This is a genomic window from Streptomyces musisoli (genome assembly GCF_016741855.1).
GTDB lineage: Bacteria > Actinomycetota > Actinomycetes > Streptomycetales > Streptomycetaceae > Streptomyces > Streptomyces musisoli.
In genome coordinates, this window is record NZ_JAERRH010000018.1 from 66,464 (window position 1) to 90,497 (window position 24,034).

General features: G+C 72.0%; 21 protein-coding genes, 1 pseudogene and 1 riboswitch. Of the genes and pseudogenes, 15 read left to right on the plus strand and 7 right to left on the minus strand.

Annotated elements, in window-relative coordinates; genetic code table 11:
* The first annotated feature begins 306 nt into the window (after nucleotides 1–306).
* Both JK361_RS32425 and JK361_RS32430 read left to right on the plus strand, forming a co-directional pair.
* A complete protein-coding gene (locus JK361_RS32425) occupies nucleotides 307–1,095 on the plus strand; it encodes a carbon-nitrogen hydrolase family protein (protein WP_201825201.1) in 789 nt (262 codons plus the stop codon).
* Nucleotides 1,096–1,145: 50 nt separating this feature from the next.
* Nucleotides 1,146–2,858 (plus strand): flavin monoamine oxidase family protein, encoded by a 1,713-nt coding sequence (locus JK361_RS32430; RefSeq protein WP_201825203.1) that lies wholly within the window; start codon nucleotides 1,146–1,148, stop codon nucleotides 2,856–2,858.
* A gap of 36 nt (nucleotides 2,859–2,894) precedes the next feature.
* Here the strand turns inward: JK361_RS32430 and JK361_RS41590 are convergent.
* From JK361_RS41590 to JK361_RS32440, 3 genes and pseudogenes are all read right to left on the minus strand, one after another.
* Nucleotides 2,895–3,167 (minus strand): annotated as a pseudogene (locus tag JK361_RS41590) (LLM class F420-dependent oxidoreductase); the annotation flags it as partial.
* A gap of 23 nt (nucleotides 3,168–3,190) precedes the next feature.
* Nucleotides 3,191–3,877 (minus strand): DUF5995 family protein, encoded by a 687-nt coding sequence (locus tag JK361_RS32435; protein WP_201825205.1) that lies wholly within the window; start codon nucleotides 3,875–3,877, stop codon nucleotides 3,191–3,193.
* 100 nt (nucleotides 3,878–3,977) lie between these two features.
* Nucleotides 3,978–5,369: a uracil-xanthine permease family protein gene (locus JK361_RS32440; protein WP_201825207.1), complete on the minus strand. Its 1,392-nt coding sequence runs from the start codon at nucleotides 5,367–5,369 to the stop codon at nucleotides 3,978–3,980.
* 374 nt (nucleotides 5,370–5,743) lie between these two features.
* On the opposite strand from JK361_RS32440, the gene JK361_RS32445 reads away from it, so the two are divergent.
* Nucleotides 5,744–6,202 carry an acyl-CoA thioesterase gene (locus JK361_RS32445; protein WP_201825209.1) on the plus strand — a complete coding sequence of 153 codons (459 nt, stop codon included), beginning with the start codon at nucleotides 5,744–5,746 and terminating at the stop codon, nucleotides 6,200–6,202.
* Here JK361_RS32445 and JK361_RS32450 read toward each other — a convergent pair.
* Nucleotides 6,162–7,376: an MFS transporter gene (locus tag JK361_RS32450; RefSeq protein WP_201825211.1), complete on the minus strand. Its 1,215-nt coding sequence runs from the start codon at nucleotides 7,374–7,376 to the stop codon at nucleotides 6,162–6,164. The genes JK361_RS32445 and JK361_RS32450 overlap by 41 nt on opposite strands.
* Before the next feature lie 157 nt (nucleotides 7,377–7,533).
* Between JK361_RS32450 and JK361_RS32455 the strand changes: the two genes are divergently transcribed.
* Entirely contained in the window at nucleotides 7,534–8,889 is a 1,356-nt protein-coding gene (locus tag JK361_RS32455; RefSeq protein WP_201825213.1) for an ROK family transcriptional regulator, read from the plus strand.
* A 405-nt stretch (nucleotides 8,890–9,294) separates the two neighbouring features.
* On the opposite strand, the gene JK361_RS32460 is transcribed toward JK361_RS32455, so the two are convergent.
* Complete coding sequence (locus JK361_RS32460) at nucleotides 9,295–10,050, minus strand: SDR family oxidoreductase (RefSeq protein ID WP_201825214.1); 756 nt, start codon at nucleotides 10,048–10,050, stop codon at nucleotides 9,295–9,297.
* Nucleotides 10,051–10,466: 416 nt separating this feature from the next.
* A riboswitch (FMN riboswitch) is annotated at nucleotides 10,467–10,597 on the plus strand.
* A gap of 165 nt (nucleotides 10,598–10,762) precedes the next feature.
* Between JK361_RS32460 and JK361_RS32465 the strand changes: the two genes are divergently transcribed.
* From JK361_RS32465 to JK361_RS32505, 9 genes are all read left to right on the plus strand, one after another.
* On the plus strand, nucleotides 10,763–11,368 hold the full coding sequence (locus tag JK361_RS32465) for a riboflavin synthase (RefSeq protein ID WP_201825216.1): 606 nt from the start codon (nucleotides 10,763–10,765) through the stop codon (nucleotides 11,366–11,368).
* Nucleotides 11,365–12,006, plus strand: a complete 642-nt coding sequence (locus JK361_RS32470) for a nicotinamide mononucleotide transporter family protein (protein ID WP_201825218.1) — start codon at nucleotides 11,365–11,367, stop codon at nucleotides 12,004–12,006. The genes JK361_RS32465 and JK361_RS32470 overlap by 4 nt, the downstream gene beginning before the upstream one ends.
* The gene (locus JK361_RS32475; protein ID WP_201825220.1) at nucleotides 12,003–13,292 is read left to right on the plus strand and encodes a bifunctional 3,4-dihydroxy-2-butanone-4-phosphate synthase/GTP cyclohydrolase II; all 1,290 of its coding nucleotides are present in this window, start codon (nucleotides 12,003–12,005) and stop codon (nucleotides 13,290–13,292) included. Before JK361_RS32470 ends, JK361_RS32475 begins: the two co-directional genes overlap by 4 nt.
* Nucleotides 13,293–13,311: 19 nt before the next feature.
* Entirely contained in the window at nucleotides 13,312–13,797 is a 486-nt protein-coding gene (ribH, locus tag JK361_RS32480) for a 6,7-dimethyl-8-ribityllumazine synthase (protein ID WP_201825222.1), read from the plus strand.
* A gap of 34 nt (nucleotides 13,798–13,831) precedes the next feature.
* Complete coding sequence (locus JK361_RS32485; protein WP_086760055.1) at nucleotides 13,832–14,104, plus strand: phosphoribosyl-ATP diphosphatase; 273 nt, start codon at nucleotides 13,832–13,834, stop codon at nucleotides 14,102–14,104.
* A 55-nt stretch (nucleotides 14,105–14,159) separates the two neighbouring features.
* The gene (hisG, locus tag JK361_RS32490; RefSeq protein ID WP_201825224.1) at nucleotides 14,160–15,008 is read left to right on the plus strand and encodes an ATP phosphoribosyltransferase; all 849 of its coding nucleotides are present in this window, start codon (nucleotides 14,160–14,162) and stop codon (nucleotides 15,006–15,008) included.
* Nucleotides 15,009–15,023: 15 nt separating this feature from the next.
* A complete protein-coding gene (locus JK361_RS32495) occupies nucleotides 15,024–15,485 on the plus strand; it encodes a PH domain-containing protein (protein ID WP_201825226.1) in 462 nt (153 codons plus the stop codon).
* A 164-nt stretch (nucleotides 15,486–15,649) separates the two neighbouring features.
* Nucleotides 15,650–16,984: a hemolysin family protein gene (locus JK361_RS32500; protein ID WP_201825228.1), complete on the plus strand. Its 1,335-nt coding sequence runs from the start codon at nucleotides 15,650–15,652 to the stop codon at nucleotides 16,982–16,984.
* Nucleotides 16,981–18,066: a hemolysin family protein gene (locus JK361_RS32505; protein WP_201825229.1), complete on the plus strand. Its 1,086-nt coding sequence runs from the start codon at nucleotides 16,981–16,983 to the stop codon at nucleotides 18,064–18,066. The genes JK361_RS32500 and JK361_RS32505 overlap by 4 nt, the downstream gene beginning before the upstream one ends.
* Before the next feature lie 187 nt (nucleotides 18,067–18,253).
* On the opposite strand, the gene JK361_RS32510 is transcribed toward JK361_RS32505, so the two are convergent.
* Entirely contained in the window at nucleotides 18,254–20,125 is a 1,872-nt protein-coding gene (locus tag JK361_RS32510) for an AAA family ATPase (RefSeq protein WP_201825231.1), read from the minus strand.
* Between the two features lie 431 nt (nucleotides 20,126–20,556).
* Nucleotides 20,557–21,177: a uridine kinase family protein gene (locus JK361_RS32515; RefSeq protein ID WP_201825347.1), complete on the minus strand. Its 621-nt coding sequence runs from the start codon at nucleotides 21,175–21,177 to the stop codon at nucleotides 20,557–20,559.
* A gap of 262 nt (nucleotides 21,178–21,439) precedes the next feature.
* Here JK361_RS32515 and JK361_RS32520 point away from each other — a divergent pair, with 262 nt between their 5' ends.
* Nucleotides 21,440–22,396 carry a hypothetical protein gene (locus JK361_RS32520; RefSeq protein ID WP_201825233.1) on the plus strand — a complete coding sequence of 319 codons (957 nt, stop codon included), beginning with the start codon at nucleotides 21,440–21,442 and terminating at the stop codon, nucleotides 22,394–22,396.
* A 101-nt stretch (nucleotides 22,397–22,497) separates the two neighbouring features.
* The gene (locus JK361_RS32525) at nucleotides 22,498–24,024 is read left to right on the plus strand and encodes an amino acid permease (RefSeq protein WP_236053902.1); all 1,527 of its coding nucleotides are present in this window, start codon (nucleotides 22,498–22,500) and stop codon (nucleotides 24,022–24,024) included.
* Nucleotides 24,025–24,034: the final 10 nt, after the last annotated feature.

Consider the following 24,034-nt stretch of genomic DNA (forward strand, 5'->3'; position numbering starts at 1 on the left):
GTCGTTCCCGCACGCGTGGTCACCTCGGCGCCGGCGAGCGTGCCGGCCACCGGCTCGGGCGGCGTCTCGCTGTTCACCGACGCTCCGGGGTCGGCACCCCGTATCCGCCGCGGCGGGCGCGTCGCACCGGTGTCTGCTCCCGGGGGAGGACGGGCACCCGCGGGGGTGCGCAACGAATCGCCGCCCGCCCCCCGCTGCACGCAACGAACCGCGCACCCGCGCGCAACGGCTCCTTCTTGTCCGGCCGCGCGCACCGACCGTACGGTCTTATCGGCCCCCAACCCCACGTACCGGCGAGGATCCCGCATGCGCACCGCCCTGCTCCAGAGCTCCGGCCGCCCCGGCTCGGTCGCCGAGAACCTCAAGGTCCTCGGCGAGGCCGCGGGCCGTGCCGCCGCCGGGGGCGCCGCGCTGCTCGCCGCACCGGAGATGTTCCTGACCGGGTACGCGATCGGCGACGACATCGCGCGCCTCGCCGAGCCCGCCGACGGCGACTCCGCCGACGCGATCGCGGAGATCGCCTCCCACCACGGCCTGGCCATCGCCTACGGCTACCCGGAGCGCGACGGCGAAACCGTCTACAACTCCGCCCAGCTGATCTCCGCCGACGGCACCCGGCTCGCGAACTACCGCAAGACCCACCTCTTCGGCTGCGCCGAGCGCGAGCACTTCACCCCGGGCGAGCAGTCGCTCGTCCAGGCCCGGCTGGGCGACCTGACCGTCGGCCTCATGATCTGCTACGACGTCGAGTTCCCGGAGAACGCCCGCGCCCACGCCCTGGCCGGCACCGACCTGCTCGTCGTGCCGACGGCGAACATGCACCCGTTCCAGTTCGTCGCCGAGTCGATGGTGCCGGTACGTGCCTGGGAGAACCAGATGTACGTCGCGTACGTCAACCGGGTCGGCCACGAGGGCGAGTTCGAGTTCTTCGGGCTCTCCGCCCTCGCCGGCCCCGACGGTATCGCCCGCACCCGCGCCGGCCGCGGCGAGGAACTGGTCGTCGCCGACGTCGACCCCGCCTTCCTGGCCGCCTCGCGCGAGGCGAACCCGTACCTGAAGGACCGCCGCCCCGGCCTGTACGGGTCCCTCGTCTGAACCCCCTGAGCCCTCCCCCGAACCACCCCGCGCAAGGAGTCCGTACCCCCATGACGTCCACGGTGCCCAACGCCGTCGAGCACACCGACGAGCAGCAGCCGCCGATCACCATGTTCGGCCCGGACTTCCCCTACGCCTACGACGACTTCCTCGCCCACCCGGCGGGCCTCGGCCAGATCCCGGCGACCGAGCACGGCACCGAGATCGCGGTCATCGGCGGCGGCCTGTCCGGCATCGTGGCCGCGTACGAGCTGATGAAGATGGGCCTCAAGCCCGTCGTCTACGAGGCCGACCAGATCGGCGGCCGGCTCCGCACGGTCGGCTTCGACGGCTGCGACGAGTCGCTGACCGCCGAGATGGGCGCGATGCGCTTCCCGCCGTCCTCCACCGCCCTCCAGCACTACATCGACATGGTGGGCCTGGAGACCCGTCCCTTCCCGAACCCCCTGGCCGAGGCGACCCCGTCGACCGTCGTCGACCTCAAGGGCGAGTCGCACTACGCCGAGACCATCGCCGACCTGCCCCAGGTCTACCGGGATGTCGCCGAGGCGTGGAACAAGTGCCTGGAAGAGGGCGCCGACTTCTCCGACATGAACCGTGCGATGCGCGAGCGGGACGTCCCGCGCATCCGCGAGATCTGGGCGAAGCTGGTCGAGAAGCTCGACAACCAGACCTTCTACGGCTTCCTGTGCGACTCCGAGGCGTTCAAGTCCTTCCGGCACCGGGAGATCTTCGGCCAGGTCGGCTTCGGCACCGGCGGCTGGGACACCGACTTCCCGAACTCCATCCTGGAGATCCTCCGCGTCGTCTACACCGAGGCCGACGACCACCACCGCGGGATCGTCGGCGGCTCCCAGCAGCTGCCGCTGCGCCTGTGGGAGCGCGAGCCGGAGAAGATCGTCCACTGGCCCTACGGAACCTCGCTGAAGTCCCTGCACGTCGACGGCGAGCCGAAGCCGGCCGTGACCCGGCTGCACCGCACCGCGGGCAACCAGATCACCGTGACCGACGCGAACGGGGACATCCGCACCTTCAAGGCGGCGATCTTCACCGCCCAGTCCTGGATGCTGCTGTCCAAGATCGCCTGCGACGACTCGCTGTTCCCGATCGACCACTGGACCGCGATCGAGCGCACCCACTACATGGAGTCCAGCAAGCTCTTCGTGCCCGTGGACCGGCCGTTCTGGCTGGACAAGGCCGTCGACGACAAGGGAAACCCGACCGGGCGGGACGTCATGTCGATGACGCTCACCGACCGCATGACCCGCGGCACCTACCTGCTGGACGACGGCCCGGACAAGCCGGCCGTGATCTGCCTGTCGTACACCTGGTGCGACGACAGCCTGAAGTGGCTGCCGCTGTCCGCGAACGAGCGGATGGAGGTCATGCTGAAGTCGCTCGGCGAGATCTACCCGAATGTCGACATCAGGAAGCACATCATCGGCAACCCGGTGACCGTCTCCTGGGAGAACGAGCCCTACTTCATGGGCGCGTTCAAGGCCAACCTGCCCGGCCACTACCGCTACCAGCGGCGCCTGTTCACGCACTTCATGCAGGACCGGCTGCCCGAGGACAAGCGGGGCATCTTCCTCGCCGGCGACGACATCTCCTGGACGGCCGGCTGGGCCGAGGGCGCGATCCAGACCGCGCTGAACGCGGTCTGGGGCGTCATGCACCACTTCGGCGGCGAGACCGACGCGACGAACCCGGGCCCGGGTGACGTCTACGACGAGATCGCGCCGGTGGAGCTTCCCGAGGACTGACCCGGGAACGGACCAGGGCGCGGGCGGCCGGCCTCGGACTCCGGCCGCCCGCGCCTTCTCAAACACCTCGGCGGCGACGTCCGTCAGCCCGGCGGCATCCCGTGCGGTGCCCTCCAGGTCGATGAGGACCTCGTCCAGACCGATCCGGGCGTGCTCCACGAGGTCCGCCACGATCTGGTCGACGCTGCCCTGGAAGGGCCGGCGGTACGTGCCCTCGTACGGCTTGGCCCGGCGGTCGGTGTTCACGCGCAGCACGGTCCGGATCGGCTCCATGCGGCCCCGCTCCTCGGCCAGGTCCCGCAGCCGCCGCCGGTGGGCGAGATCCGGCCACCTCAGTCGGCGAGCGGTGTCAGCAGCATCCGGCCGGCGAACCCCACCGCCGCGTCCAGCCGTTCGGTGAACTCCTCGGCGACGTCGGCGCAGTGCCGCAGCGCCCACAGTGCGCGGGCCGCCGTCCAGGTGGCCTCCCGGGCCCGCTCCAGGCTCCAGGAGCCCAGCAGGTGGGTGAGCGGGTCGGCGATCTGGAGCAGGTCGGGGCCCGGCATCAGCTCCTCGCGGATCCGCTCCTCCAGCGACCCGAGGAGCTCGCCCACGCGGTCGAACTCGTCCTCCAGATCGGCCGGCCGGCAGCCGAGCGTCCGGCAGGTGTCGACCACGGCGAGGGCGAGGTCGTGCCCGATGTGGGCGTTGATTCCGGCCAGCGCGAACTGGAGCGGTCGCACGCCGGGGTGGCGGCGGAGCTGGAACAGGGGCCGCCAGCAGGCGGGCGGGCGGCGGTCCGCGGCGGCCTCGTCGACCGCCGCCAGGTACCGCTCGGCGAACCGCACGTCGAGCGTGCTCGCCGCGCGCGGGTCCGGGAACCGGCCGGCGGCCAGGCGACGCCCGACCTCCTCGGTGACGGCGAGGTACACGCGGTTGAACACGCCGACGCCGTCCCCCGCCGGCAGGTCCGCGTCGAGAGCGCGCATCCGCGCGACGACGGCGTCGACGGGGGCGGTGAAGTATGCCGGCTGCGCCATGGGGGAAGCGTCCCAGTCCGTGGCCGGCCGGCGCGCCGACCGGCCCGGTGCTTCGCCGGAACGGGGGAACGCCGGGCCGGGTGCGCAGGCGAGCGCGCGCCTACGGCTTGGCGCCCGGCGCCTGCGCGTCGTAGGAGGACGTGCCCTCGTCCAGCAGCGGCTCCTGCTTCTTCAGATGGGCCGGGGCGAAGGCGCGCAGCGCGTGGTAGCCGGTGATGACGACCAGGGTGCCGAGGGCGATGCCGCTGAGCGAGAAGGTGTCGCTGAACTTCATGGTGACGTTGCCGACCCCGATGATGATGCCCGCGGCGGCCGGGACCAGGTTCAGCGGGTTGCGCAGGTCCACCTTGGCGTTGATCCAGATCTGCGCGCCCAGCAGGCCGATCATGCCGTACAGGATGACGGTGATGCCGCCGAGGACCCCGCCCGGGATCGCGGCCACGACCGCGCCGAACTTCGGGCAGACGCCGAAGAGCAGCGCGAAGCCGGCGGCGGCCCAGTAGGCGGCGGTCGAGTAGACGCGGGTCGCGGCCATCACGCCGATGTTCTCCGAGTAGGTGGTGGTCGGCGGGCCGCCGACGGCCGTCGACAGCACGGAGCCGACGCCGTCCGCCGAGATCGCCGTGCCCAGCTTGTCGTCCAGCGGGTCGCCGGTCATCTCGCCGACCGCCTTGACGTGCCCCGCGTTCTCGGCGATCAGGGCGATGACCACGGGCAGCGCGACCAGGATCGCCGACCACTGGAAGGACGGGCCGTGGAAGGACGGCAGGCCGATCCAGTCGGCCTTGGAGACGCCGGAGAGGTCCAGGCGCCAGTGGTCGGTGATCCGGCCGCTGCCGTCGTTCGAGTGGATCTTGCCGAAGATCCGGTCGAAGACCCAGGAGATGCCGTACCCGAAGACCAGGCCCAGGAAGATCGCGATGCGGGACCAGAAGCCGCGCATACAGACGACGGCCAGTCCGGTGAAGAGCATCACCAGCAGGGCGGTCCACTGGTCCTGCGGCCAGTACGTGGACGCGGTCACCGGGGCCAGGTTGAAGCCGATCAGCATGACGACCGCGCCGGTCACGATCGGCGGCATGGCGGCATGGATGATCCGCGCGCCGAAGCGCTGCACCGCGAGGCCCGCCAGGAACAGCACGACGCCGACGACGAGCACCGCGCCGGTCACGGTCGCGCTCGTACCGCCCTGGGCGCGGATGACGGCGGCCACCCCCACGAACGACAGGGAGCAGCCGAGGTAGCTGGGCACCCGGCCGCGGGTGGCGAGCAGGAAGATCATGGTCGCGACACCGGACATCATGATCGCGAGGTTGGGGTCCAGGCCCATCAACACCGGGGCTACGAAGGATGCTCCGAACATCGCGACCACGTGCTGGGCGCCCAGGCCCATGGTGCGGGGCCAGGAGAGTCGTTCATCCGGGCGTACCACCGCTCCGGGTGCGGGCGTGCGCCCGTCACCGTGCAGCTTCCAGCGCACGCCGAGGTCCATGGTGGGGTTTCGCTTTCTTACGTACGTGAAGACGGTCCGAACCATTGTCAGGGGTAACCGGTGGCTTTACGCTCACCCGGCCTTATCCATGAACTCGATTCACATACCTGATCAAGGGTAGATTGGAGTGTTCGGCGCCCGCCTGGAGCGGACCCGGGCCCGGGCGGCCCACGCCCCCCGGACTGCGGCACGCCCTGGCCCACCTGATCGCCCGCGCGGACGCCGGCTGGACCAGGGCCCCTGGACGGTCGTCGACAGCGGGCTGACCCCCTCGCCGGCCCCGGGGCTTCCCGGCCAGGCTCCTGAGCGGTCGCTTAGTATGGGCGGGTACGGGGGTGCCGCTACCCCGCCAGCGCTGCCCAGGAGCCCTTCCCGTGACCGCCGAAGCCCCGATCGCCCCCGCCGTCTCCTACGGCAGGCTGATCCCCGTCACCGTCCACTTCGACGACCTGGACGCGCTCGGACTGCTGCACAACGCCCGCTACCCGCTGATGGTCGAGCGCGCCTGGACCGAGCTGTGGAACGAGTACGGCGTCCGCTTCGACGGCGACTGGGCGGCGGCCGGCGACGCCTGCAACGCGGTCCGCGAACTGCGCATCGGCTACGAGGCCCCGGTCACCCGCCCCGGCACCTACGCCGTCCACCTCTGGCTGGAACGGCTCGGCACCACCGGTCTCACCTACGGCTTCCGGTTCTGCTCGGCCGACGGGACCCGGACCTACGCCCAGGGCACCCGGGTGCTGGTCCGGCTGGACCCGGCGACCATGCGCCCCGCGCCCTGGACCGAGACCTTCAGGGTCGCGGGTCGGGCACTGCTGCGGCCCGCGGACTGACCTCGGCGCGGCCCCCGCGCTCGGCGGTGCGCAGCACGCCGGCGAACACCGTGAGCCCGCACGCCAGTGCCGTCACCACGCAGAACGACACCATCAGGCTGGTCGCCTGGGCCACCCCGCCGATCAGGCTCGGCGCGATGAGCCCCGAGGTGTAGGTGATGGTCGCCACGCCCGCGATGGCCTGGCTGGGGTTGGGGCCGGCGTGCCCGGCCGCCGCGAAGCAGAGCGGTACCACCACCGCGATACCGAGTCCCGTCAGCGCGAACCCGGCCATCGCCACCGCCGGATGCCCGGCGAGCACGATCAGCAGCCCGCCCAGCACGGCCAGGACACCCCCGGCCCGCACCGTTCGGACCGCGCCGAAACGGTTCACCACCGCGTCCCCGGCGATCCGGGCCACGGCCATGGTCAGCATGAAACCGGTCGTGCAGGCCGCCGCGAGGCCGGCCGAGCTGTCCAGCCGGTCCCGCAGGAACACCGCCGACCAGTCCAGGCTCGCCCCCTCGGCGAACACCGCGCAGAAGCCGACCGCGCCGATCAAGAGCGCGGAACGGGGCGGCAGCGCGAACCGAGGGGGCGGTTCCTCGTCCTCGGCGGGCTGGAGGTCCAGCACCCAGCCGCAGGCCACGAACCCGAGCACGGTCAGGACGGCCGACGCGAGGGCGAAGTGCAGCCGCGCGTCCGCGCCGAGGTGCGCGGCCAGGGTGCCGGCCGCCGAACCGATCAGGGCGCCCGCGCTCCACATGCCGTGCAGTCCCGACATGATCGACTTGCCGAGCAGCCGTTCGATCTCCACGCCGAGCGCGTTCATCGCGACGTCGGCCATGCCCGCGGTCGCGCCGTAGGTGAACATCGCCAGGCACAGGGTGACCAGATTCGGCGCCAGGGACGGCAGCGCCAGGGACAGTGTCCACAGCGCCAGCAGCCCGCGCAGGGCCGCACGGCTGCCGAAGCGGTGGCTGATCCGGCCCGCCAGCGGCATCGCGCACGACGCGCCCAACGCCGTGAACGCCAGCGCGAACCCCAACTGGCCGGTGCCGAGAGCGGCGTGCTCCTGGACCCACGGCACCCGCGTCGCGAACGAACCGGTCACGGCACCGTGCACGGCGAACACGGCCGCCACGGCGTACCGGGCGCGCCTCACCTCGTCGTGCGTACGGCTCACGTCACTCATGTCCCTGTCCTCCCCAAGGGTGCCCGGCCCGCTCCTCCCGCAACGCGGCCTCCTGCAACGCCGCGTAAACTATCAGGAACCCTGCCTGATAGATAGCGGGTAATCACGTCCCGCGAGAGCCCGTTCCGGACCCCGCCGATCTGGGAGGATTCCCGTCATGCCCGCATCACCCAGCACCGCCCGGGCCATCAACGACCGGCTGGCCCTGCGGCTGTTGCAGCAGGAAGGCCCGCTCACGGCAGGGCAGTTGAAGCAGCTGACCGGGCTGTCCCGGCCGACGGTCGCCGACCTCGTCGACCGGCTCACGGCCTCCGGACTGATCACCGTGGTCGGCGAGTCCGGCGAGCAGCGCCGGGGTCCCAACGCCCGGCTCTACGGCATCGTCGCCGACCGCGCCCACCTCGCCGCGCTGGACGTCCGCACCGAAGGCGTCCTCGTCCTGGTCTCCGACCTGGTCGGACGGGTGCGCGCCGAGGCGTCCGCACCGATCGGCGGGGACACCGGGACCGGGCCCGCCGTGGAGCAGGCGGTCGCGGCGGTGGAGAGCGCCCTGAAGGAGGCCGGGGCCGACCGGCTGCACACCGTCGGCATCGGTGCGCCCGGACTGATCGACCCGGCCACCGGCGACCTCAGGGACTCGGCCGGCCTGCCCGCCTGGCACCGCAGTCTGGCCGCCGCCCTCCAGGACCGGCTGCCCGGCGCCCGGGTCACCGTGGAGAACGAGACCAATCTGGCGGCCCTGGCCGAACAGCGCGAGGGCGCCGCCCGCGACCGCGACACCTTCGTCCTGCTCTGGCTGGGCCACGGCGTCGGCGCCGCGGTCGTCCTGGACGGCACCCTGCGCCGCGGCGCCTCCGGCGGCACCGGCGAGATCGGCTTCCTGCCGGTCCCCGGAACGAGCGGGCTGCCCTCGGCGACCGACTGCGACGGAGGCTTCCACTCCCTGACCGGCGCGGCGGCGGTCGTCGCGCTGGCGGGGGAGTGCGGACTGCCGACGCCGGCCACATCGGACGGGCCGGGGGCGGCGGAGGCGGTGCGCGCGGCGGTGGCCGAGGTGGCGTCGGCGGGGGCGGTGCGTGCGGCGGTGGCCGAGGTGGCGTCGGCGGGGGCGGTGCGTGCGGGGGTGGCCGAGGTGGCGTCGGCGGGGGCGGTGCGTGCGGGGGTGGCCGAGGTGGCGTCGGCGGGGGCGGAACGCGAGGCGGCGGCCGCGGGGGCCGCGTCCGGCGATCGTCCCGCCGTCCGCTTCCTGCGGGCCCTGGCCGACCGGATCGCCGTCGGCGCCGCCTCGGTGGTGGCCGTCCTGGACCCCGGATGCGTGGTGCTCGGCGGGGAGGTCGGGCAGGCCGGGGGCGCGGTGCTCGCCGAACTGGTACGGGAACGGCTGGGCCGGATGTCACCCCTGGTCACGGAGGTGCGGGCGAGCAGCCTCGGCGGGACGGCCGTACTGCGCGGAGCGCTGCTGACCGCCCGTGAGCGGGCCCAGGACGACCTGTTCACACCGCCGGAGCGCTAGGCCGTCCCACCCGGGCGCGCCTGCCGAGCCCACGGCGTCCGGTGCGGCCACCACGGCGCACCGACGGCGACGCGGCGAGGTGCGGTGCCGGCGTCGCGGGTGAGATGCGGCGCGGGCCGCCACGGATGAGGCCGGGGCCGTAAGGGGCGGACCGGCCGGACCGGCCCGCGGGGTTGTCGACGCGGAGCCGTGCGGCCGCTGCCGCAGCCGTGCCCCGCGCGGCGCCCGGCCGGCGCCTCTAGTGGTGGCCGCCCTCCCGTCGGAGTGCGCCCGGCCGGTGTTCTCGGGTGGCGGCCTTCCCGTCGGAGTGCGCCCGGCCGGTGTTCTCGGATGGCCGCCCGCCCGCCGGAACACGCCCGGCCGTTGCCTTCCGGTGGGCGCCCCCGCAGCGCACGGTGGCCGGGGTCAGCGTTTGTTGTCGGCTCCGAAGCGCCTCGCCAGGTACTCCTCGAAGGTCACCTTGCCCAGCGCGCGGTCCGGTGCCAGGTGGCCGCCCTCGCGGAAGGCGCGGTACGCCCTGCCGAACAGCGGCACCCGCACCACCGGCCGGCGCCGGCCGGTCGCCCGCAGCCAGGCGCGGGCCACCGAGTCCAGCCCGTGGACCTCGGGTCCGGCCAGATCCGGCACCCGCCCGGCCGGTGCCCCGAGTGCCAGCTCCACCAGCCGTTCGGCCACCTCGGCGACCTCGATCGGCTGGTCCGCCACCCCCGCCGGGACCGCCAGCACAGGCAGCCTGCCCAGGCTCGCGCAGAGCGTGACCAGCAGATCGTGGAACTGCGTCGTCCGCAGTGTGGTCCAGCCCAGCCCCGACTCGTCGACCAGCCGCTCCACCGCGAACTTGGTCCGGTAGTAGGCGAGCGGCACCCGGTCGACGCCCACGATGGAGATGTACACGAGATGGCCCACCCCGGCTCGCCGGGCCGCCGCGATCAGGTTCCGGGCGGCCTCTTCGTCGCCGCCCTTGGGCGTGCTCGCGCAGTGCACGACGGTCTCCACGCCGGCCACGGCCGCGTCCAGACCGGCACCGCCCTTGCGCAGGTCGACGGCGTAGGGCTGGGTGTGCCGGCTGAGCACCCGGACCTCGTGCCCGTCCGCCCGCAGCCGCTCCGTGACGAGCCGGCCGAGGGTTCCGGTTCCGCCGGTCACCAGGATCGTGGTCATGCTGTACTCCGCCCTTCGGACACCGGGCGCTTCCCGCTGGAGCGCCCTTCGCCGACTGGACCGGAAAGCCGCCCGGAAATGTGACATCCTCCGGCGGATTTCTTCCGCGGAGGCCGAACGGGGGGCGAACACGCACTCCGAGGGGCCGCTCGGCCGCGCGGCGGTGGCCCGCCAGTGCCCTGGCGGCCCGGCGGCGGGCAAGGGCCGTCGTCACCGCCGCCGGGCCCGTCCGCACCCTAAAAGGACTAGACCAGTAGGGTCAATGGTCCGGATCAAGGCCAACGCGCCTGGCGGGGAGTCCAGTTGGCCGGCGGGACTGCGTGGCGCGAATTCGACGGTACACAGTGTGAGCGAGCCCACATCGTTCACCCGTATGGACGAGTACCGGGCATGGCACACTGGCCCTGTACCAGAAGCAGCGCACTCCGGGGTCGGTGAAAGTCCGAACCGGCGGTTACAGTCCGCGACCCGGTCGCTTCCAGCGGCCGGTTGACCAGGTGAAATTCCTGGACCGACGGTTAAAGTCCGGATGGGAGGCAGTGCGCGGCGGGCGGGCATACGTCTCTTCCGTGTGCGCGCCGCCGTATCTGGGCTCGTCCGTATGCGGACGAGTCCCTTTCCGGCGACGCCCCCGGTGTGTGCTCATCCGTACCAACTGTCGTCATCGACAGGCCCCGGAGTCCGTGCCCGAAGAGGCAGGAGGACCCGGGAAGTGTTCACCGGAATCGTCGAAGAGCTGGGTGAGGTCACCGCCGTCGAATTTCTCGGCGACGCCTCCCGCTTCCGGCTTCGCGGCCCCGTCGTGACCGAGGGCGCGCAGCACGGCGACTCCATCGCCGTGAACGGGGTCTGTCTCACCGTCGTGGAGCACGAGGGCGACGAGTTCACCGCCGACGTCATGGCCGAGACCCTGGACCGCTCCAGCCTGGGCGCGCTGACCATCGGCTCCCGCGTCAACCTGGAGCGTCCCACCGCCGTCGGCGCCCGCCTCGGCGGCCACATCGTGCAGGGGCACGTGGACGGCACCGGCGAGATCCTGGAGCGCAAGCCCTCCGAGAACTGGGAGATCGTGAAGATCTCCCTCCCCGCGGCCCTCTCCCGCTACGTGGTCGAGAAGGGCTCCATCACCGTCGACGGCATCAGCCTGACCGTCGTGGACGCGGGCCCCGACCACTTCACCGTCAGCCTCATCCCGACCACCCTCGCCCTGACCACGCTCGGCGTGAAGCAGCCCGGCGACCCGGTCAACCTCGAAGTGGACGTCATCGCCAAGTACGTGGAGCGGCTGCTCGCGGCCGGACAGGGGACCGACCGGTGAGCTGGCTCAACTCCGAGGCGTTCACCCTCTTCGGTCAGCGCATCATCTGGTCGGACATGGTCGGCAACATCCTGGGCCTCGTCACCCTCGCCCTCGGCTGGCGCCGCTCCCTGTGGACCTGGCCCGTGCAGTTCCTGTCCGGACTCGTCCTCTTCGCCGCCTTCTACGGCCACCTCACCGGCAGCGCCGGCAAGCAGGCCGTCGTCATGGCGGTCGCGCTGTACGGCTGGTGGCAGTGGCAGCGCAACGAGGACCGGACCGAGGACGGCCACATCGTCCCCCGCTTCGCCACCTGGCGCGAACGCGCGGCCATGCTCGCCGCTGCCGCCGCCGGCACGGTCGCCGTGGCCCTCCTCTTCAAGGCCTACCCGAGCCTGTCCTGGGACCCCTGGCCCGACGCCTACATCTTCGTCGGCACCATCGTCGCGATGTACGCCCAGGCCAAGGGCATGGTCGAGTTCTGGTTCGCCTGGCTGCTCGTCGACCTCGTCGGCGTACCCCTCAACTTCGCCAACGGCTACGCCTTCTCCGGCTTCGTCTACGTCATCTACGGCGCACTCGTCCTGTGGGGCATGCGCGACTGGTGGCTGCGCTCCCGCAGGGGCCCGCAGCCCGCACTGGAAGGAGCGCCGGCATGACCTCGGCACCGCTGCTGTACGACACCACCGACCTCGAGGACCTCACGCTCGACCCGGTCGAGCAGGCCATCGCCGACATCGCCGCGGGCCGCCCCGTGGTCGTCGTCGACGACGAGGACCGGGAGAACGAGGGCGACCTCGTCATCGCCGCCGAGAAGGCGACCCCCGAGATCGTCGCCTTCATGATGAGCGAGTGCCGCGGCCTGATCTGCGCCCCCATGGAGGGCGAGGAACTGGACCGGCTGCGGCTGCCGCAGATGGTCGAGGACAACACCGAGTCGATGAAGACCGCGTTCACGGTCTCCGTCGACGCCTCCGCCGCCCACGGTGTGAGCACCGGCATCTCGGCCGCCGACCGTGCCACCACCCTCCGGCTGCTGGCCGGCGGCACCGCCGGGCCCACCGACTTCGTCCGCCCCGGCCATGTCTTCCCGCTGCGCGCCAGGCCCGGCGGTGTCCTGGTCCGCAACGGCCACACCGAGGCCGCCGTCGACCTCGCCCGGCTCGCGGGCCTGCGCCCGGCCGGCGCCATCGTGGAGATCGCCGGCGAGGACGGCCGCATGCTCCGCCTGCCCGAGCTGATCCCGTTCGCCCGTAAGCACGGCCTGACGATCATCTCCATCGAGGACCTGATCGCCTACCGCCGCGGCAGCGAGCCCACCGTCCGCCGCGAGGCCGAGACCCGCCTGCCCACCCGGCACGGCACCTTCACCGCCTACGGCTACCGGTCCACCCTCGACGGCGTCGAGCACGTCGCCCTCGTCCACGGTGAGATCGGCGACGGCGAGGACGTCCTGGTCCGCGTCCACTCCGAATGCCTCACCGGCGACGTCTTCGCCTCCCTGCGCTGCGACTGCGGCCCCCAGCTGGACACCGCCCTGGAGCGCATCCAGGACGAGGGCCGCGGAGTCGTCGTCTACCTGCGCGGACACGAGGGACGGGGCATCGGCCTGCTGTCCAAGCTGCGGGCCTACGAACTCCAGGAACAGGGCCGGGACACCCTGGACGCCAACCTGGAACTCGGCCTGCCCGCCGACGCCCGCGACTACGGCGCCGGCGCGCAGATCCTCGCCGACCTCGGTGTGCGCGGCGTCCGGCTGATGACCAACAACCCCGACAAGACCGACGCCCTGCTGCGCCACGGTCTGAAGGTCACCGGCCGCGAGCCGATGCCCGTCCAGGCCGGCGAGCACAACCTCCGCTACCTGCGCACCAAGCGGGACCGGATGGGGCACGACCTGCCCTGGCTCGACACGTCCGCCGTGTCGGCCTGCAGCAACCAGTAACAGAGCACGAAGGAGAGACGTGAGCGGCAAGGGTGCACCGGAACTGTCCGTACGCAACGTGAGCGACCTCAGGGTCGCCGTCATCGCGGCGCAGTGGCACGAGAAGGTGATGGACGGTCTGGTGAACGGCGCCCTGCGCGCCCTGCACGAACTGGGCATCGACGAGCCGACCCTGATCCGGGTCCCCGGCAGCTTCGAGCTGCCGGTCGCCGCCAAGGTCCTCGCGGGCCGCGGCTACGACGCCGTGGTCGCCCTCGGCGTCGTCATCCGGGGCGGCACCCCGCACTTCGACTACGTGTGCCAGGGCGTCACCCAGGGCCTCACCCAGGTGTCCGTCGAGACCGGCGTCCCCGTCGGCTTCGGCGTGCTCACCTGCGACACCGAGGAACAGGCCCTGGACCGGGCCGGCATCGAGGGCTCCAACGAGGACAAGGGCCACGAGGCGGTGACGGCCGCGGTGGCCACCGCGGCCACGCTGCGCTCAGTATCTGAACCCTGGCACTAGGGAGTCGCCCGAACCGCGTAGGGTGGGGCTCACCATGTCCAAGAAGACGTTCGAGGAGCTCTTCACCGAGCTCCAGCAGAAGGCCGCCACCGGCGACCCCGCCACCTCCCGCACCGCCGAACTGGTCGGCAAGGGCGTCCATGCCATCGGCAAGAAGGTCGTCGAAGAGGCCGCCGAGGTCTGGATGGCCGCCGAGTACGAGGGCAAGGAGGCGGCCGCCGAGGAGATCTCGCAGCTGCTGTACCACGTCCAGGTGATGATGGTCGCCCGCGGGATCTCCCTGGACGACGTCTACGCCCACCTGTGATCAGCCTGCCGTAAGAAGCCGTAGAACACCCCTTCACGCAAAGGAAGCCGACCTCATGCTGCGCATCGCCGTCCCCAACAAGGGTTCCCTGTCCGGCCCTGCGGCGGAGATGCTGCATGAGGCCGGCTACCAGCAGCGCCGCGAGTCCAAGGAGCTGCGGATCGTCGACCCGGAGAACGAGGTCGAGTTCTTCTACCTCCGCCCCCGCGACATCGCGATCTACGTCTCCTCCGGGCGCCTCGACATCGGCATCACCGGCCGGGACCTGCTGATCGACTCCGGCGCCGACGCCGAGGAGATCCTGCCGCTCGGCTTCGCCCGCTCCACCTTCCGCTTCGCCGCCAAGCCGGGCACGGCGAACGGCATCGAGGACCTCAAGGGCAAGACGGTCGCCACCTCCTACGAGGGGATCGTCGCCGGGCACCTCGCCGACAGCGGCGTCGACGCCTCCGTCGTCCACCTGGACGGCGCCGTCGAGACCGCGATCGAGCTGGGCGTCGCCGAGGTCATCGCAGACGTCGTCGAGACCGGCACCAGCCTGCGCAACGCGGGCCTGGAGGTCTTCGGCGAGCCGATCATGAAGTCCGAGGCGATCGTCGTCCGCCGCACCGGCGCGGACGCCGAGGACCCGAAGGTCCAGCAGTTCCTGCGCCGCCTCCAGGGCGTCCTGGTCGCCCGGACGTACGTGATGATGGACTACGACTGCCGGGTCGAGCAGCTGGAGAAGGCCGTCGCGCTCACCCCCGGCCTGGAGTCCCCGACCGTCTCCCCGCTGCACAACGAGGGCTGGGTCGCGGTCCGCGCCATGGTCCCCGCCAAGGAGGCCCAGCGGATCATGGACGACCTCTACGCCATCGGCGCCCGCGCCATCCTGACCACGGCCATCCACGCCTGCCGCCTGTAAGGGGTTCGCCGACCGATGTCCGATCTGCCCACCCTGCCCGTCACCTTCCGGCCCGGCCGCACCCGGGTGATCCTGCTCACCGCCGGAGTCGTGATCTTCGCGGTGATAAGCGCGGTCGCGCTGCTGCTGGAACACATCGGCCCGGGGTCCCGGCTCACCTTCGTCCTCACCGGGGCGCTCTTCTTCTGGGCCCTGGCCCAGCTCGCCCGGGTGAAGGTGGTCGCCGACGAATCCGGCGTCACCGTGGTCAACATCGCCAGCAGGCGGCACCTGGCCTGGGCGGAGATCCTCCAGGTGAACCTCCGGCCGGGCGACCCCTGGGTGTTCCTCGACCTCAGCGACGGCACCAGTCTGCCCGCGCTCGGCATCCAGCCGGGCATCGCCAGGCAGCGGGCCATCGCCGACGCCGGGGCCCTGCGCGCCCTCGCCGAAGCCCACTCGGGCTCCTCCGCCCTGCCGCACGAGCCCAGATCTTGATTAACCTGGTGGGCGGAGGTCGTCTCGCTGCGCCTCCGCCCCTGCGCACCGCCCGGTGCACGGGGGTTCCTGCTACCCGAGGAGTGACCCCCTCCGGCGATGGACGGATCGTCCTGTAGTACCTGCGCCACCCCTGCCCGGAACAACGGGAAGGCGGTGGCAGCGTGACCATCTCTCTGCTGCTCCTCGGAGCGGCGTTCCTGCTGATTGTCGCCAACGGATTCTTCGTGGCCGCCGAGTTCGGCCTGGTGACGGTGGAGCGCCAAGACGCCGAGAAGGCCGCCGCCGACGGCGACCCCCGTGCCCGTACGGTCGTGGAGTCGCTGAAGGAGCTGTCCTTCCAGCTCTCCGGCACCCAGCTCGGCATCACCATCACCTCCCTGGTCGTCGGCATGCTCGCCGAACCGGCCCTGGCCGGGCTGCTGCGCGGCCCGTTCGCCGCGATCGGCATCCCCGCGGGTGCCGCCTCCGGCGTCGCCGTGGTCGTCGGCATGCTGCTGGCCTCCGCGATCCAGATGGTGATCGGCGAACTCGTGCCCAAGAACTGGGCGGTGTCCCGGCCGCTTCAGGTCGCGCGCTTCGTCGCCGGCCCGCAGCACCGCTTCGCCCGGCTGTTCCGCCCGGTGATCTCCGCGCTGAACACGGTCGCCAACCGGCTGGTCCGCGCCCTCGGCGTGGAACCCGCCGAGGAACTGGCCTCCGCCCGCACCCCCGGCGAACTGGTCTCCCTGGCCCGGCACTCCGCCCAGGCCGGCGCCCTGGAGCAGGACACGGCCGACCTGTTCGTCCGTACCCTGTCCCTGGGCGAGCTGACCGCACAGCACGTCATGACCCCGCGCGTGAAGGTCAGCGCCCTCCAGGACTCGGCCACCGCCGAGGACGTCGTCAACCTCACCCGCGCCACCGGCCTGTCCCGCTTCCCCGTCTACCGGGAGAAGATCGACGAGATCGTCGGCATGGCCCACCTCAAGGACGCGCTCGCCGTCCCGGTCCACGACCGGCTGCGCACCCCGGTCGGCCGCATCGCCCGCAAGGCGCTCCTGGTCCCCGAGACCCTGCCCGTCCAGCCCCTGCTCGCCCGCCTGCGCAGCGAGCAGCCCATCGCGGTCGTCGTCGACGAGTACGGCGGCACGGCCGGCGTGGTCACCCTGGAGGACATCGTCGAGGAACTGGTCGGCGAGGTCCGCGACGAGCACGACGCCAAGGACATGCCCGAGCTGGCCCCCGCCCCGCCCGAGGACGGCCGGCCCGCCTGGGACGTGGACGGCAGCTGCCGCGTCGACATCCTCCTGCGCATAGGCCTGGACGTGCCCGAGGGCCCGTACGAGACCGTCGCCGGCCTGGTCGCCGATCTGCTCGGCCGGATCCCGGCCCCGGGCGACAAGGCCGAACTGCCCGGCTGGCGGCTCTCGGTCCGCCAGGTCGGCCACTACCGCGCCGAACGGGTCCGCCTGGTCAGGACGGCCCCGGCGGCGGGCGTGCTGGAGGCCGCCCGATGAGCGTCCTCCAACTGGTCTTCGCCGCGCTGCTCGTGCTCGCCAACGGCTTCTTCGTCGGTGCCGAGTTCGCGCTCGTCTCCGTCCGCCGCAGCCAGATCGAACCGCTCGGCACGGCCCGGGCGCGCCAGGTGCTGTACGGCCTCGAACGCCTGCCGCAGATGATGGCCGCCGCCCAGTTCGGCATCACCGTGTGCTCCCTGACGCTCGGCGCGGTCGCCGAGCCGACGGTGGCGCACCTGCTGGAGCCGCTGTTCGAGTGGATCCACCTGCCGCACGGCATGATCCACCCCCTCGGCTACGTCGTCGCCCTGGCCGCGGTGGTCTTCTTCCACCTGGTCATCGGCGAGATGGTGCCGAAGAACCTGGCCATGGCGGCGCCCGAGAAGGCGGCGCTCTGGCTCAGCCCCGGCCTGGTCTGGTTCGCCCGCCTCTGCAAGCCGATCACCGTGGCCCTCGGCGCCTGCGCCCAGGCCATCCTGCGGCTGTTCCGGGTGGAGCCGAAGGACGAGGTGGAGGCGGTCGTCACCACCGAGCAGCTCAACCGCCTGCTGGAGGACTCCGGCCAGGCGGGCCTGCTCGACCCCGAGGAGCGGGAGCGCCTGGAGGACGCACTGGAACTGGGCTCCCGCCCGGTGACGGACGTCCTGCTGCGCCGCGAGTCCCTGGTCACCGTCACCCCGTCGGTCACCCCCGGGCAGATCGTCGAGCTGACGGCCCGCACGGGCTACTCCCGTTTCCCGGTCGCGGCGGGCGAGAAGGGTCCGTTCATGGGGTACGTCCACGTGAAGGACGTCCTCGATCTGGAGCACTCCGACCGGGCCGTCCCGCAGCACGTCTGGCGCCCCATGGCCACGCTCCGGGCCGAGCTGCCGCTCGACGACGCCCTCACCGTGATGCGCCGGGCGGCCACGCATCTGGCGCAGGTGGCCGACGCCACCGGCAAGGTGCTCGGCCTGGTCGCCCTGGAGGACGTGCTGGAGCTGCTGGTGGGAGAGGTACGCGACCCGGCGCACCGGGAGACGGCCGACGTGAAGCTGGCCGAGCCGAGGGTGAGCGGGGAGCCGGAGGAGGCCATGGCCTAGCGTCTCGCGCCCGGATCAGGCCGGTTCAGGGCGCGGTGCCAGGCCCCGCGTGCCCGGCCTGATCTGGAGGAGAGGCATGGCACGACCGGCACCCGCCCCGGTGCGCAACAGGAAGAGGGACCGACCCGGCCCCGTCCCGGTGCGCAACAGGAAGAGTGGCCGACCCGGCCCCGCCCCCTCCCGGTACTCAGTAGGCAGAGGGATCCTGGGGCCCCCGTCCCGACAGCACCTCCCCGTACGCCTGCATCAGGTCGGGCAGCCGCAGGGTCGCCAGATCCCCCCGGGACAGGGCACCGGCGTACGTCGACAACCGCAGATCCCGGTAGGCGCAGCTCTTCTCGTACAGCGTCCGCAGGAACCGCCCGTTGCCCAGTTCGTCGATCCAGCCCTGCTCGATGACGTGCCCGGCGATGGAACGCAGTTCCTCCAGCGCCTCCTCGTCCCACACGTCCCCGTTCTCCGCCGCGAGGACCTTCCCGATCTCACTGAGTTCCGGAGGCCGGTAGGACGGGAAGTCCACCCGGGTCGTGAACCGGGACGACAGGCCGGGGTTGGCGGCGAGCAGGCGGTCCATGCCCTCCGGGTAACCGGCCAGGATCACCACCAGGTGGTCCCGGTTGTCCTCGGCCCGCTTCAACAGCACCTGGAGCGCCTCGTCGCCGTACGCGTCCCCCTTGCCGTACCCGGAGTTGGACAGCGCGTACGCCTCGTCCACGAACAGCACCCCGCCGATCGCGGAGTCGATCAGCTCGTTGGCCTTCACGGCCGTCTGCCCGAGGTACTCGCCGACCAGGTCGGCCCGCTGGGCCTCCACGAGGTGGTCGCCGCCGAGCAGGCCGAGGGCGTAGAACACCCGGCCCAGGATCCGCGCGACCGTGGTCTTGCCCGTGCCGGACGGGCCGGAGAAGACGAAGTGCCGTTTGGGCGGCTGCACCGGGAGCCCCTGCCCGGCCCGCAACCGCGCCATGTTCAGCTGCGCGGACAACGCCTTGACCTGGCGCTTCACCGGCTCCAGGCCCACCATGCGCTCCAGTTCGGCGAGCGCCTCCTCGAGTAACGCCGGATCGGTCGGCCCGGCCGGGATCGGCGAGGCACTCGTCCCGGACAGCCCCGTCTTCGTCCGCACCGAGGGATCGGTCACCGACGGCAGCGGCCCGGTGGGCAGGTCGGGCTCCGGCAGCCGCAGATCGCGGCCCTCCGTCCCGAACAGCGGATCGAACCCGTCCGGCCCGTCCACCGTGTCCAGTCCCGCGCCGGCCAGCGTGATGGCGGCGAGGTCGGCCGTCTCGTCCCACCCGTCGCCCTCGGCGATCGCCGCTAGCCGGGCCGCGGTGTCCATGAAGGCCGGATCGACCCGGTGCACCGCCCGGTACAGGGGGAGCGCCGCGGCGCTGCGGCCGGTGCCCTCATGGGCCCTGGCCAGCCAGTACCGCAGCTCCTTGCGCTGCGGCTGCTCGCTGCGGCAGCGCATCAGCGCCGCCGACAGCAGCGGTTCGGCCTGGCCGTACATCTCCAGCCGGACCCGGGCCATGCCGCCGAACAGGCCGGCCTCGATGCCGAGCATGGGATCGTCCAGCAGCGGGTCGGTGTGCCGGACCAGCTGCTCCCAGTCCTTGACCAGATAGGCGCGGCAGGCGTGCAGGAACCGGACCTGGGCGTCCGCGTCGACCGGGGGCAGCCCGGCGAGGGCGCGGTCCAGCTCCGGCACATGCCGGCCGTCCAGCCAGTGGGAGGCGTGCGCCAGCAGGAGATCACGCGGGCTCTCCAGCACCGGCTGCACCCACCAGCCGAGCCAGTACCAGGAGTTGAGGGTCCGGCGGTGCCGCGCGCGCTGTTCGCCGAACCGGTCGCGGTGCCGGAACATCCGCAGCAGCGCGGTGGTCGTGTCGATCCGCAGCGCGTGCAGCCCGAGCCAGGCGTCCGCCATGCCCGCGTCCATCCGCACCGCGGCGCGGAACTCCTCCTCCGCCTGCGGGTAGGCACCCATCGTGTAGGCGTCCACCCCCCGCAGCCAGGCGAGGTCGGCCGGGGCCTCGGGGCCCTGCGTGCCGAAGTCCATCACGTCCCCCCACAGACCGTGTCCCCGTGGTTCACCACCGGGCAGTCACCCGACGGCCGCCGCGGTCGAACCGCTGTGCCGCGGACCGGAGTTGCAGGTGCGCGAGGCAGCCGCCCGAAGGTCGCACCGAGGGCATCGTACCCGCGGTACCGGCGCGGGCCGAAGGGTGCCGCACGGGAGGTTCGGCCAGGCGGGAGCAGACGGGGCGCACGGCGTTTCGTGACCGAGGGTGAGAGGACCGGTGCGCGGGGCACCCGGAATTCCGGTCCCGCGGACAGAACGAAGCCCCCGGTCACGGGGGAACAACCGGGGGCTTCGTGTCGATGGGCGGCTCCGAAAGCCGCACATTGAGAACGTAAGACCTGTACGGCCCCCGGGTCAAGCGCAGTTGAGGCAGTCCGAGAAGTTGTCTCGCAAGGCTCTTCACGACTTCACCACATCGGGGATGATCCCTCACTCAGCGTCACATCTTCGCCGGCTCCGGGCGTCGCGCCCGGTCCCGGGAGCACCTCGTACCCCTCTCGTCGCTGGAGCACCAGGAGATCGGCATGGGGGCGCGAGGGATCCGCGGCGAAGTGCGCTCGCTCCGCCGCGACCCAGCCGTCCCAGAACTCCCGCTGCTCCGCCCCGTCCCGCCGCCGGCCGCGCGCCCACGCCTCCTCCCGGGGCAGCTCCATCCACAGCAGCCCGGCCAGATGCGGCCGCAGCGCACGGCGGCCGGCGCCGACGCCCTCGATCAGGACGACGGGCGCGGCCGGCAGCGGAAGCGCGGCACCGAAGGCGCGGGCCCGCCAGTCGTACGGGGTGAAGTGCCCGCTCTCGCCGCGCGCCAGCGGTTCGATCACCTGGTTCATGAGGCGGCCGGTCCAGGCGAAGAGCTGGCCATGGCTGGCGATGTCGTCGAGGTGGAGTACCGGAGCACCGCCCAGTGCCCGCGCCAGCCGTCCGGCGAAGGTGGACTTCCCGGATCCGGCGTGCCCGTCGACGCCGATCAGCCGGACGGGCCCCAGCGAAGGGGGGAGCCGGCGCAGCCGGGCGGCGAGGTCGTGAATGGCGATTCCCGAGGTGTGATGCGGTGTGGGGGGTTTTCCGTGAAACAGTCTAGTGGCGGCCCATGACGGCCCGGCCGGCGGGCGCCGCCGGACCGAGAAAAAGTCACGTGTTGAATCATCGGCTGGCGGCCAGTCAAGGGCATCGATAAACAATCCGAATCCCCTGACCGATATGTCGAATTCGGCGTTCCGGGCGTGGCCCACGCTGAGTAAGGTGCCTCCTGCGCAACGTGATGCGACGCACGGGGACTGGCAGGGGGACATGGCCGCGGAGTTATTCGAAGGGCAGTACGTGTGGCATCCGGCGGCCGACGACCGCGCCCTGGCGAGCGTATGCGTCGACGTGCGCGCCGGACGATATCGGGCCGCCCACGAGGCGCTCGCCGAGACCCGCTCCGACTTCGCCCTGCGTGCCCACCGCTCGCTGGTCCTCGCCTCCGAGGCGGCCGGCACCGACCTGGTGGAACGCTGGCTGGACGAGGAGCCCACCCCCGAGGCCGCGCTGATGTGGGCCCGGGTCGCGGTGCAGCGCGCCCTGCGGGCCGCCGACGCGCGTGACGACCGTGCCGAGGCGCTGGAGCGGATCGCGCTGACCGCCTGCGACCGGGCCACCGGCGCGGCTCCCGCCGACCCCACCCCCTGGGTCGCCCGGCTCGCCATGGCCCGGCTGCACCGGCTGCGCGACCCGGCCCCGCACGGCCTGCTCACCGCCCCGCCCGGCCCCTGGCGGCTGTTCGCGCACATCCTGTCCCTGGACCCCTGGCACCGCGAGGCCCACCACCGCTTCCTGTCCTGCTTCTTCACGCGGCACGGCGGCTCGGTCACCGCGGCCTGGGACGTCGCCGCCTTCCTCAGTCAGCGGGCGCCCGGCGACTCCCCTCTCCGGCTGCTGCCCCTGGTGGCCCTGGTGGAGAACTACAACCCCACCCAGTTGCTCGCCGACCGGGTCTGGGAACAGCCCCAGTGGCGCTCCACCACACTCTCGATCTACCAGAACTGGCTGCCCTCGGTGGCCGGATACCGCTTCACCCCGGTGCTCGACCTGGCCTACCTCGCGCACGCGCTGGTCATGGGCCAGCGCGAGTTCGAGGCCCGGGCGGTCTTCACGGCGATGGGCCCGTACGCCTCGCGCATGCCATGGAGCGCCTTCGGCGACCCCGCCGAGCAGCTCTCCCGGGCCCGGCGCGCCTGCGGCCTGCCCGTCCCGGGGCCCGGCTGACCCCGCTCGTCCCCCTCTCCCATCGAGAGACTCGCCCCCTGCCCCATCGAGAGACTCGCCCCCTGCCCCATCGAGAGAAAGGCCGATCCGTGTCGGAACGGATGTCGACTCCCCGGGCGCGGGCCCGGGCCGCGGACACCGTCGTGCTCGACGACGACGCCACCCTGCATGCGATGGGTTATCCGCGGAAGCTCACCCGGCGCTTCAAGGCGTTCGACAATTTCGCGATCTCCTTCACCATCATCAATATCCTCTCGGGTATTTTCTCGTCCTTCGGATTCGGCCTGAACGCGGGCGGCCCCCGCATTCTCGTGTTCGGCTGGATAGGCGTTTCGCTCATGGTTCTGCTCATCGGTGCGGCCATGGCGGAAGTCGCGTCCGCCTATCCGACGAGCGGCGCCCTGTACTTCTCCGCGGGCAAACTGGCCAAGCGGCACAAAGGGGCCTGGTCCTGGTTCACGGGCTGGCTGAACTTCGTGGGCCAGATCGGCGGCACCGCCGCCACCGGATACGCCGCCGCCACCTTCATCCAGGTCTTCGTGCAGTTGCAGTGGCCCTCCTACCGGCCGACCGCGCACCAGACGGTCCTGATCACGGCGCTGATCATCATCCTTCAGGGGCTCGCCAACACCTACACCGTCCAGCTCGTCGCCGTGCTGAACCGCATTTCCGTGTGGTGGCTGCTGATCGGACTCGTCGTGATCGTGGGGGCACTCATCGTGATGCCCGACCAGCATCAGCAGGCGTCCTTCGTCACGCATTTCGAGAACAACACCGGCTTCACGAACGGGCTTTACGGCGGCATGCTCGGCCTGCTGGTGACCAGCTGGACCTTCACCGGGTTCGACGGCAGCTTCCACATGTCCGAGGAAACGGTCCACGCGACCGTCAGCGCCCCGAAGGGCATCACCCGCGCCGTCGGCTATTCGGCGATCACCGGCCTGATCCTGATGCTCGCACTGGTCTACAGCATCGGCGACTACGCCGAGGTGGCCGGCGCCGCCGCGCCGCCCGTCCAGATCCTCATCGACGGGCTCGGCCTGCGCACCGCCAAGGTGATGCTGCTCATCGTCATCGGCGCGATGCTCTTCTGCGGCCTCGCCAACCTCACCAGCAACACCCGGCAGATCTTCGCCTTCTCCCGGGACGGGGCCATGCCCGGCTCCCGCTGGTGGCACTCGGTCTCACTGCGCACCCGTACGCCGGTGAAGGCGGTGTGGCTCGCGGTCGCCTGCTCGCTGGCCCTGGTCGTGCCGGGCTGGTGGTCGCACACGGCGTTCACCGCCATCGTCAGCGTCAACGTGGTCGGGCTCTTCCTCGCCTACGCCGTGCCGATCTTCCTGCGGCTGCGGCTCGGTGACGCGTTCCAGCCGGGCCCCTGGCACCTGGGCCGCTGGGGCAGGCCGGTCGGCTGGCTCGCGGTGGTCTGGATCCTGCTCAGCAGCGTGCTGTTCATGCTGCCCCAGGCCTCGCCGATCACCGTCGACTCCTTCAACTACGCGCCGATCGCGCTCGCCGTCGTCCTCCTGGTGGCCACGGTGTGGTGGTTCGCCACCGCCCGCCGCCGCTTCCAGGGCCCGGTCAGCTACGGCCGCCCCGACGAGGTCGCGGCGATGGACCTGGTCTGACGAGCCACGG

Bases quoted from the DNA above. Each gene is read 5' to 3' on its own strand.
- JK361_RS32455 (WP_201825213.1), top strand. From the start codon at position 7,534: ATGCCCGCATCACCCAGCACCGCCCGGGCCATCAACGACCGGCTGGCC.
- JK361_RS32440 (WP_201825207.1), bottom strand. From the start codon at position 5,369: ATGGACCTCGGCGTGCGCTGGAAGCTGCACGGTGACGGGCGCACGCCC.
- JK361_RS32505 (WP_201825229.1), top strand. From the start codon at position 16,981: ATGAGCGTCCTCCAACTGGTCTTCGCCGCGCTGCTCGTGCTCGCCAAC.
- JK361_RS32430 (WP_201825203.1), top strand. From the start codon at position 1,146: ATGACGTCCACGGTGCCCAACGCCGTCGAGCACACCGACGAGCAGCAG.
- JK361_RS32485 (WP_086760055.1), top strand. From the start codon at position 13,832: ATGTCCAAGAAGACGTTCGAGGAGCTCTTCACCGAGCTCCAGCAGAAG.
- JK361_RS32435 (WP_201825205.1), bottom strand. From the start codon at position 3,877: ATGGCGCAGCCGGCATACTTCACCGCCCCCGTCGACGCCGTCGTCGCG.
- JK361_RS32425 (WP_201825201.1), top strand. From the start codon at position 307: ATGCGCACCGCCCTGCTCCAGAGCTCCGGCCGCCCCGGCTCGGTCGCC.
- hisG (WP_201825224.1), top strand. From the start codon at position 14,160: ATGCTGCGCATCGCCGTCCCCAACAAGGGTTCCCTGTCCGGCCCTGCG.
- JK361_RS32520 (WP_201825233.1), top strand. From the start codon at position 21,440: ATGGCCGCGGAGTTATTCGAAGGGCAGTACGTGTGGCATCCGGCGGCC.
- JK361_RS32460 (WP_201825214.1), bottom strand. From the start codon at position 10,050: ATGACCACGATCCTGGTGACCGGCGGAACCGGAACCCTCGGCCGGCTC.
- JK361_RS32525 (WP_236053902.1), top strand. From the start codon at position 22,498: ATGTCGACTCCCCGGGCGCGGGCCCGGGCCGCGGACACCGTCGTGCTC.
- JK361_RS32450 (WP_201825211.1), bottom strand. From the start codon at position 7,376: ATGAGTGACGTGAGCCGTACGCACGACGAGGTGAGGCGCGCCCGGTAC.
- JK361_RS32510 (WP_201825231.1), bottom strand. From the start codon at position 20,125: ATGGACTTCGGCACGCAGGGCCCCGAGGCCCCGGCCGACCTCGCCTGG.
- JK361_RS32475 (WP_201825220.1), top strand. From the start codon at position 12,003: ATGACCTCGGCACCGCTGCTGTACGACACCACCGACCTCGAGGACCTC.
- JK361_RS32495 (WP_201825226.1), top strand. From the start codon at position 15,024: ATGTCCGATCTGCCCACCCTGCCCGTCACCTTCCGGCCCGGCCGCACC.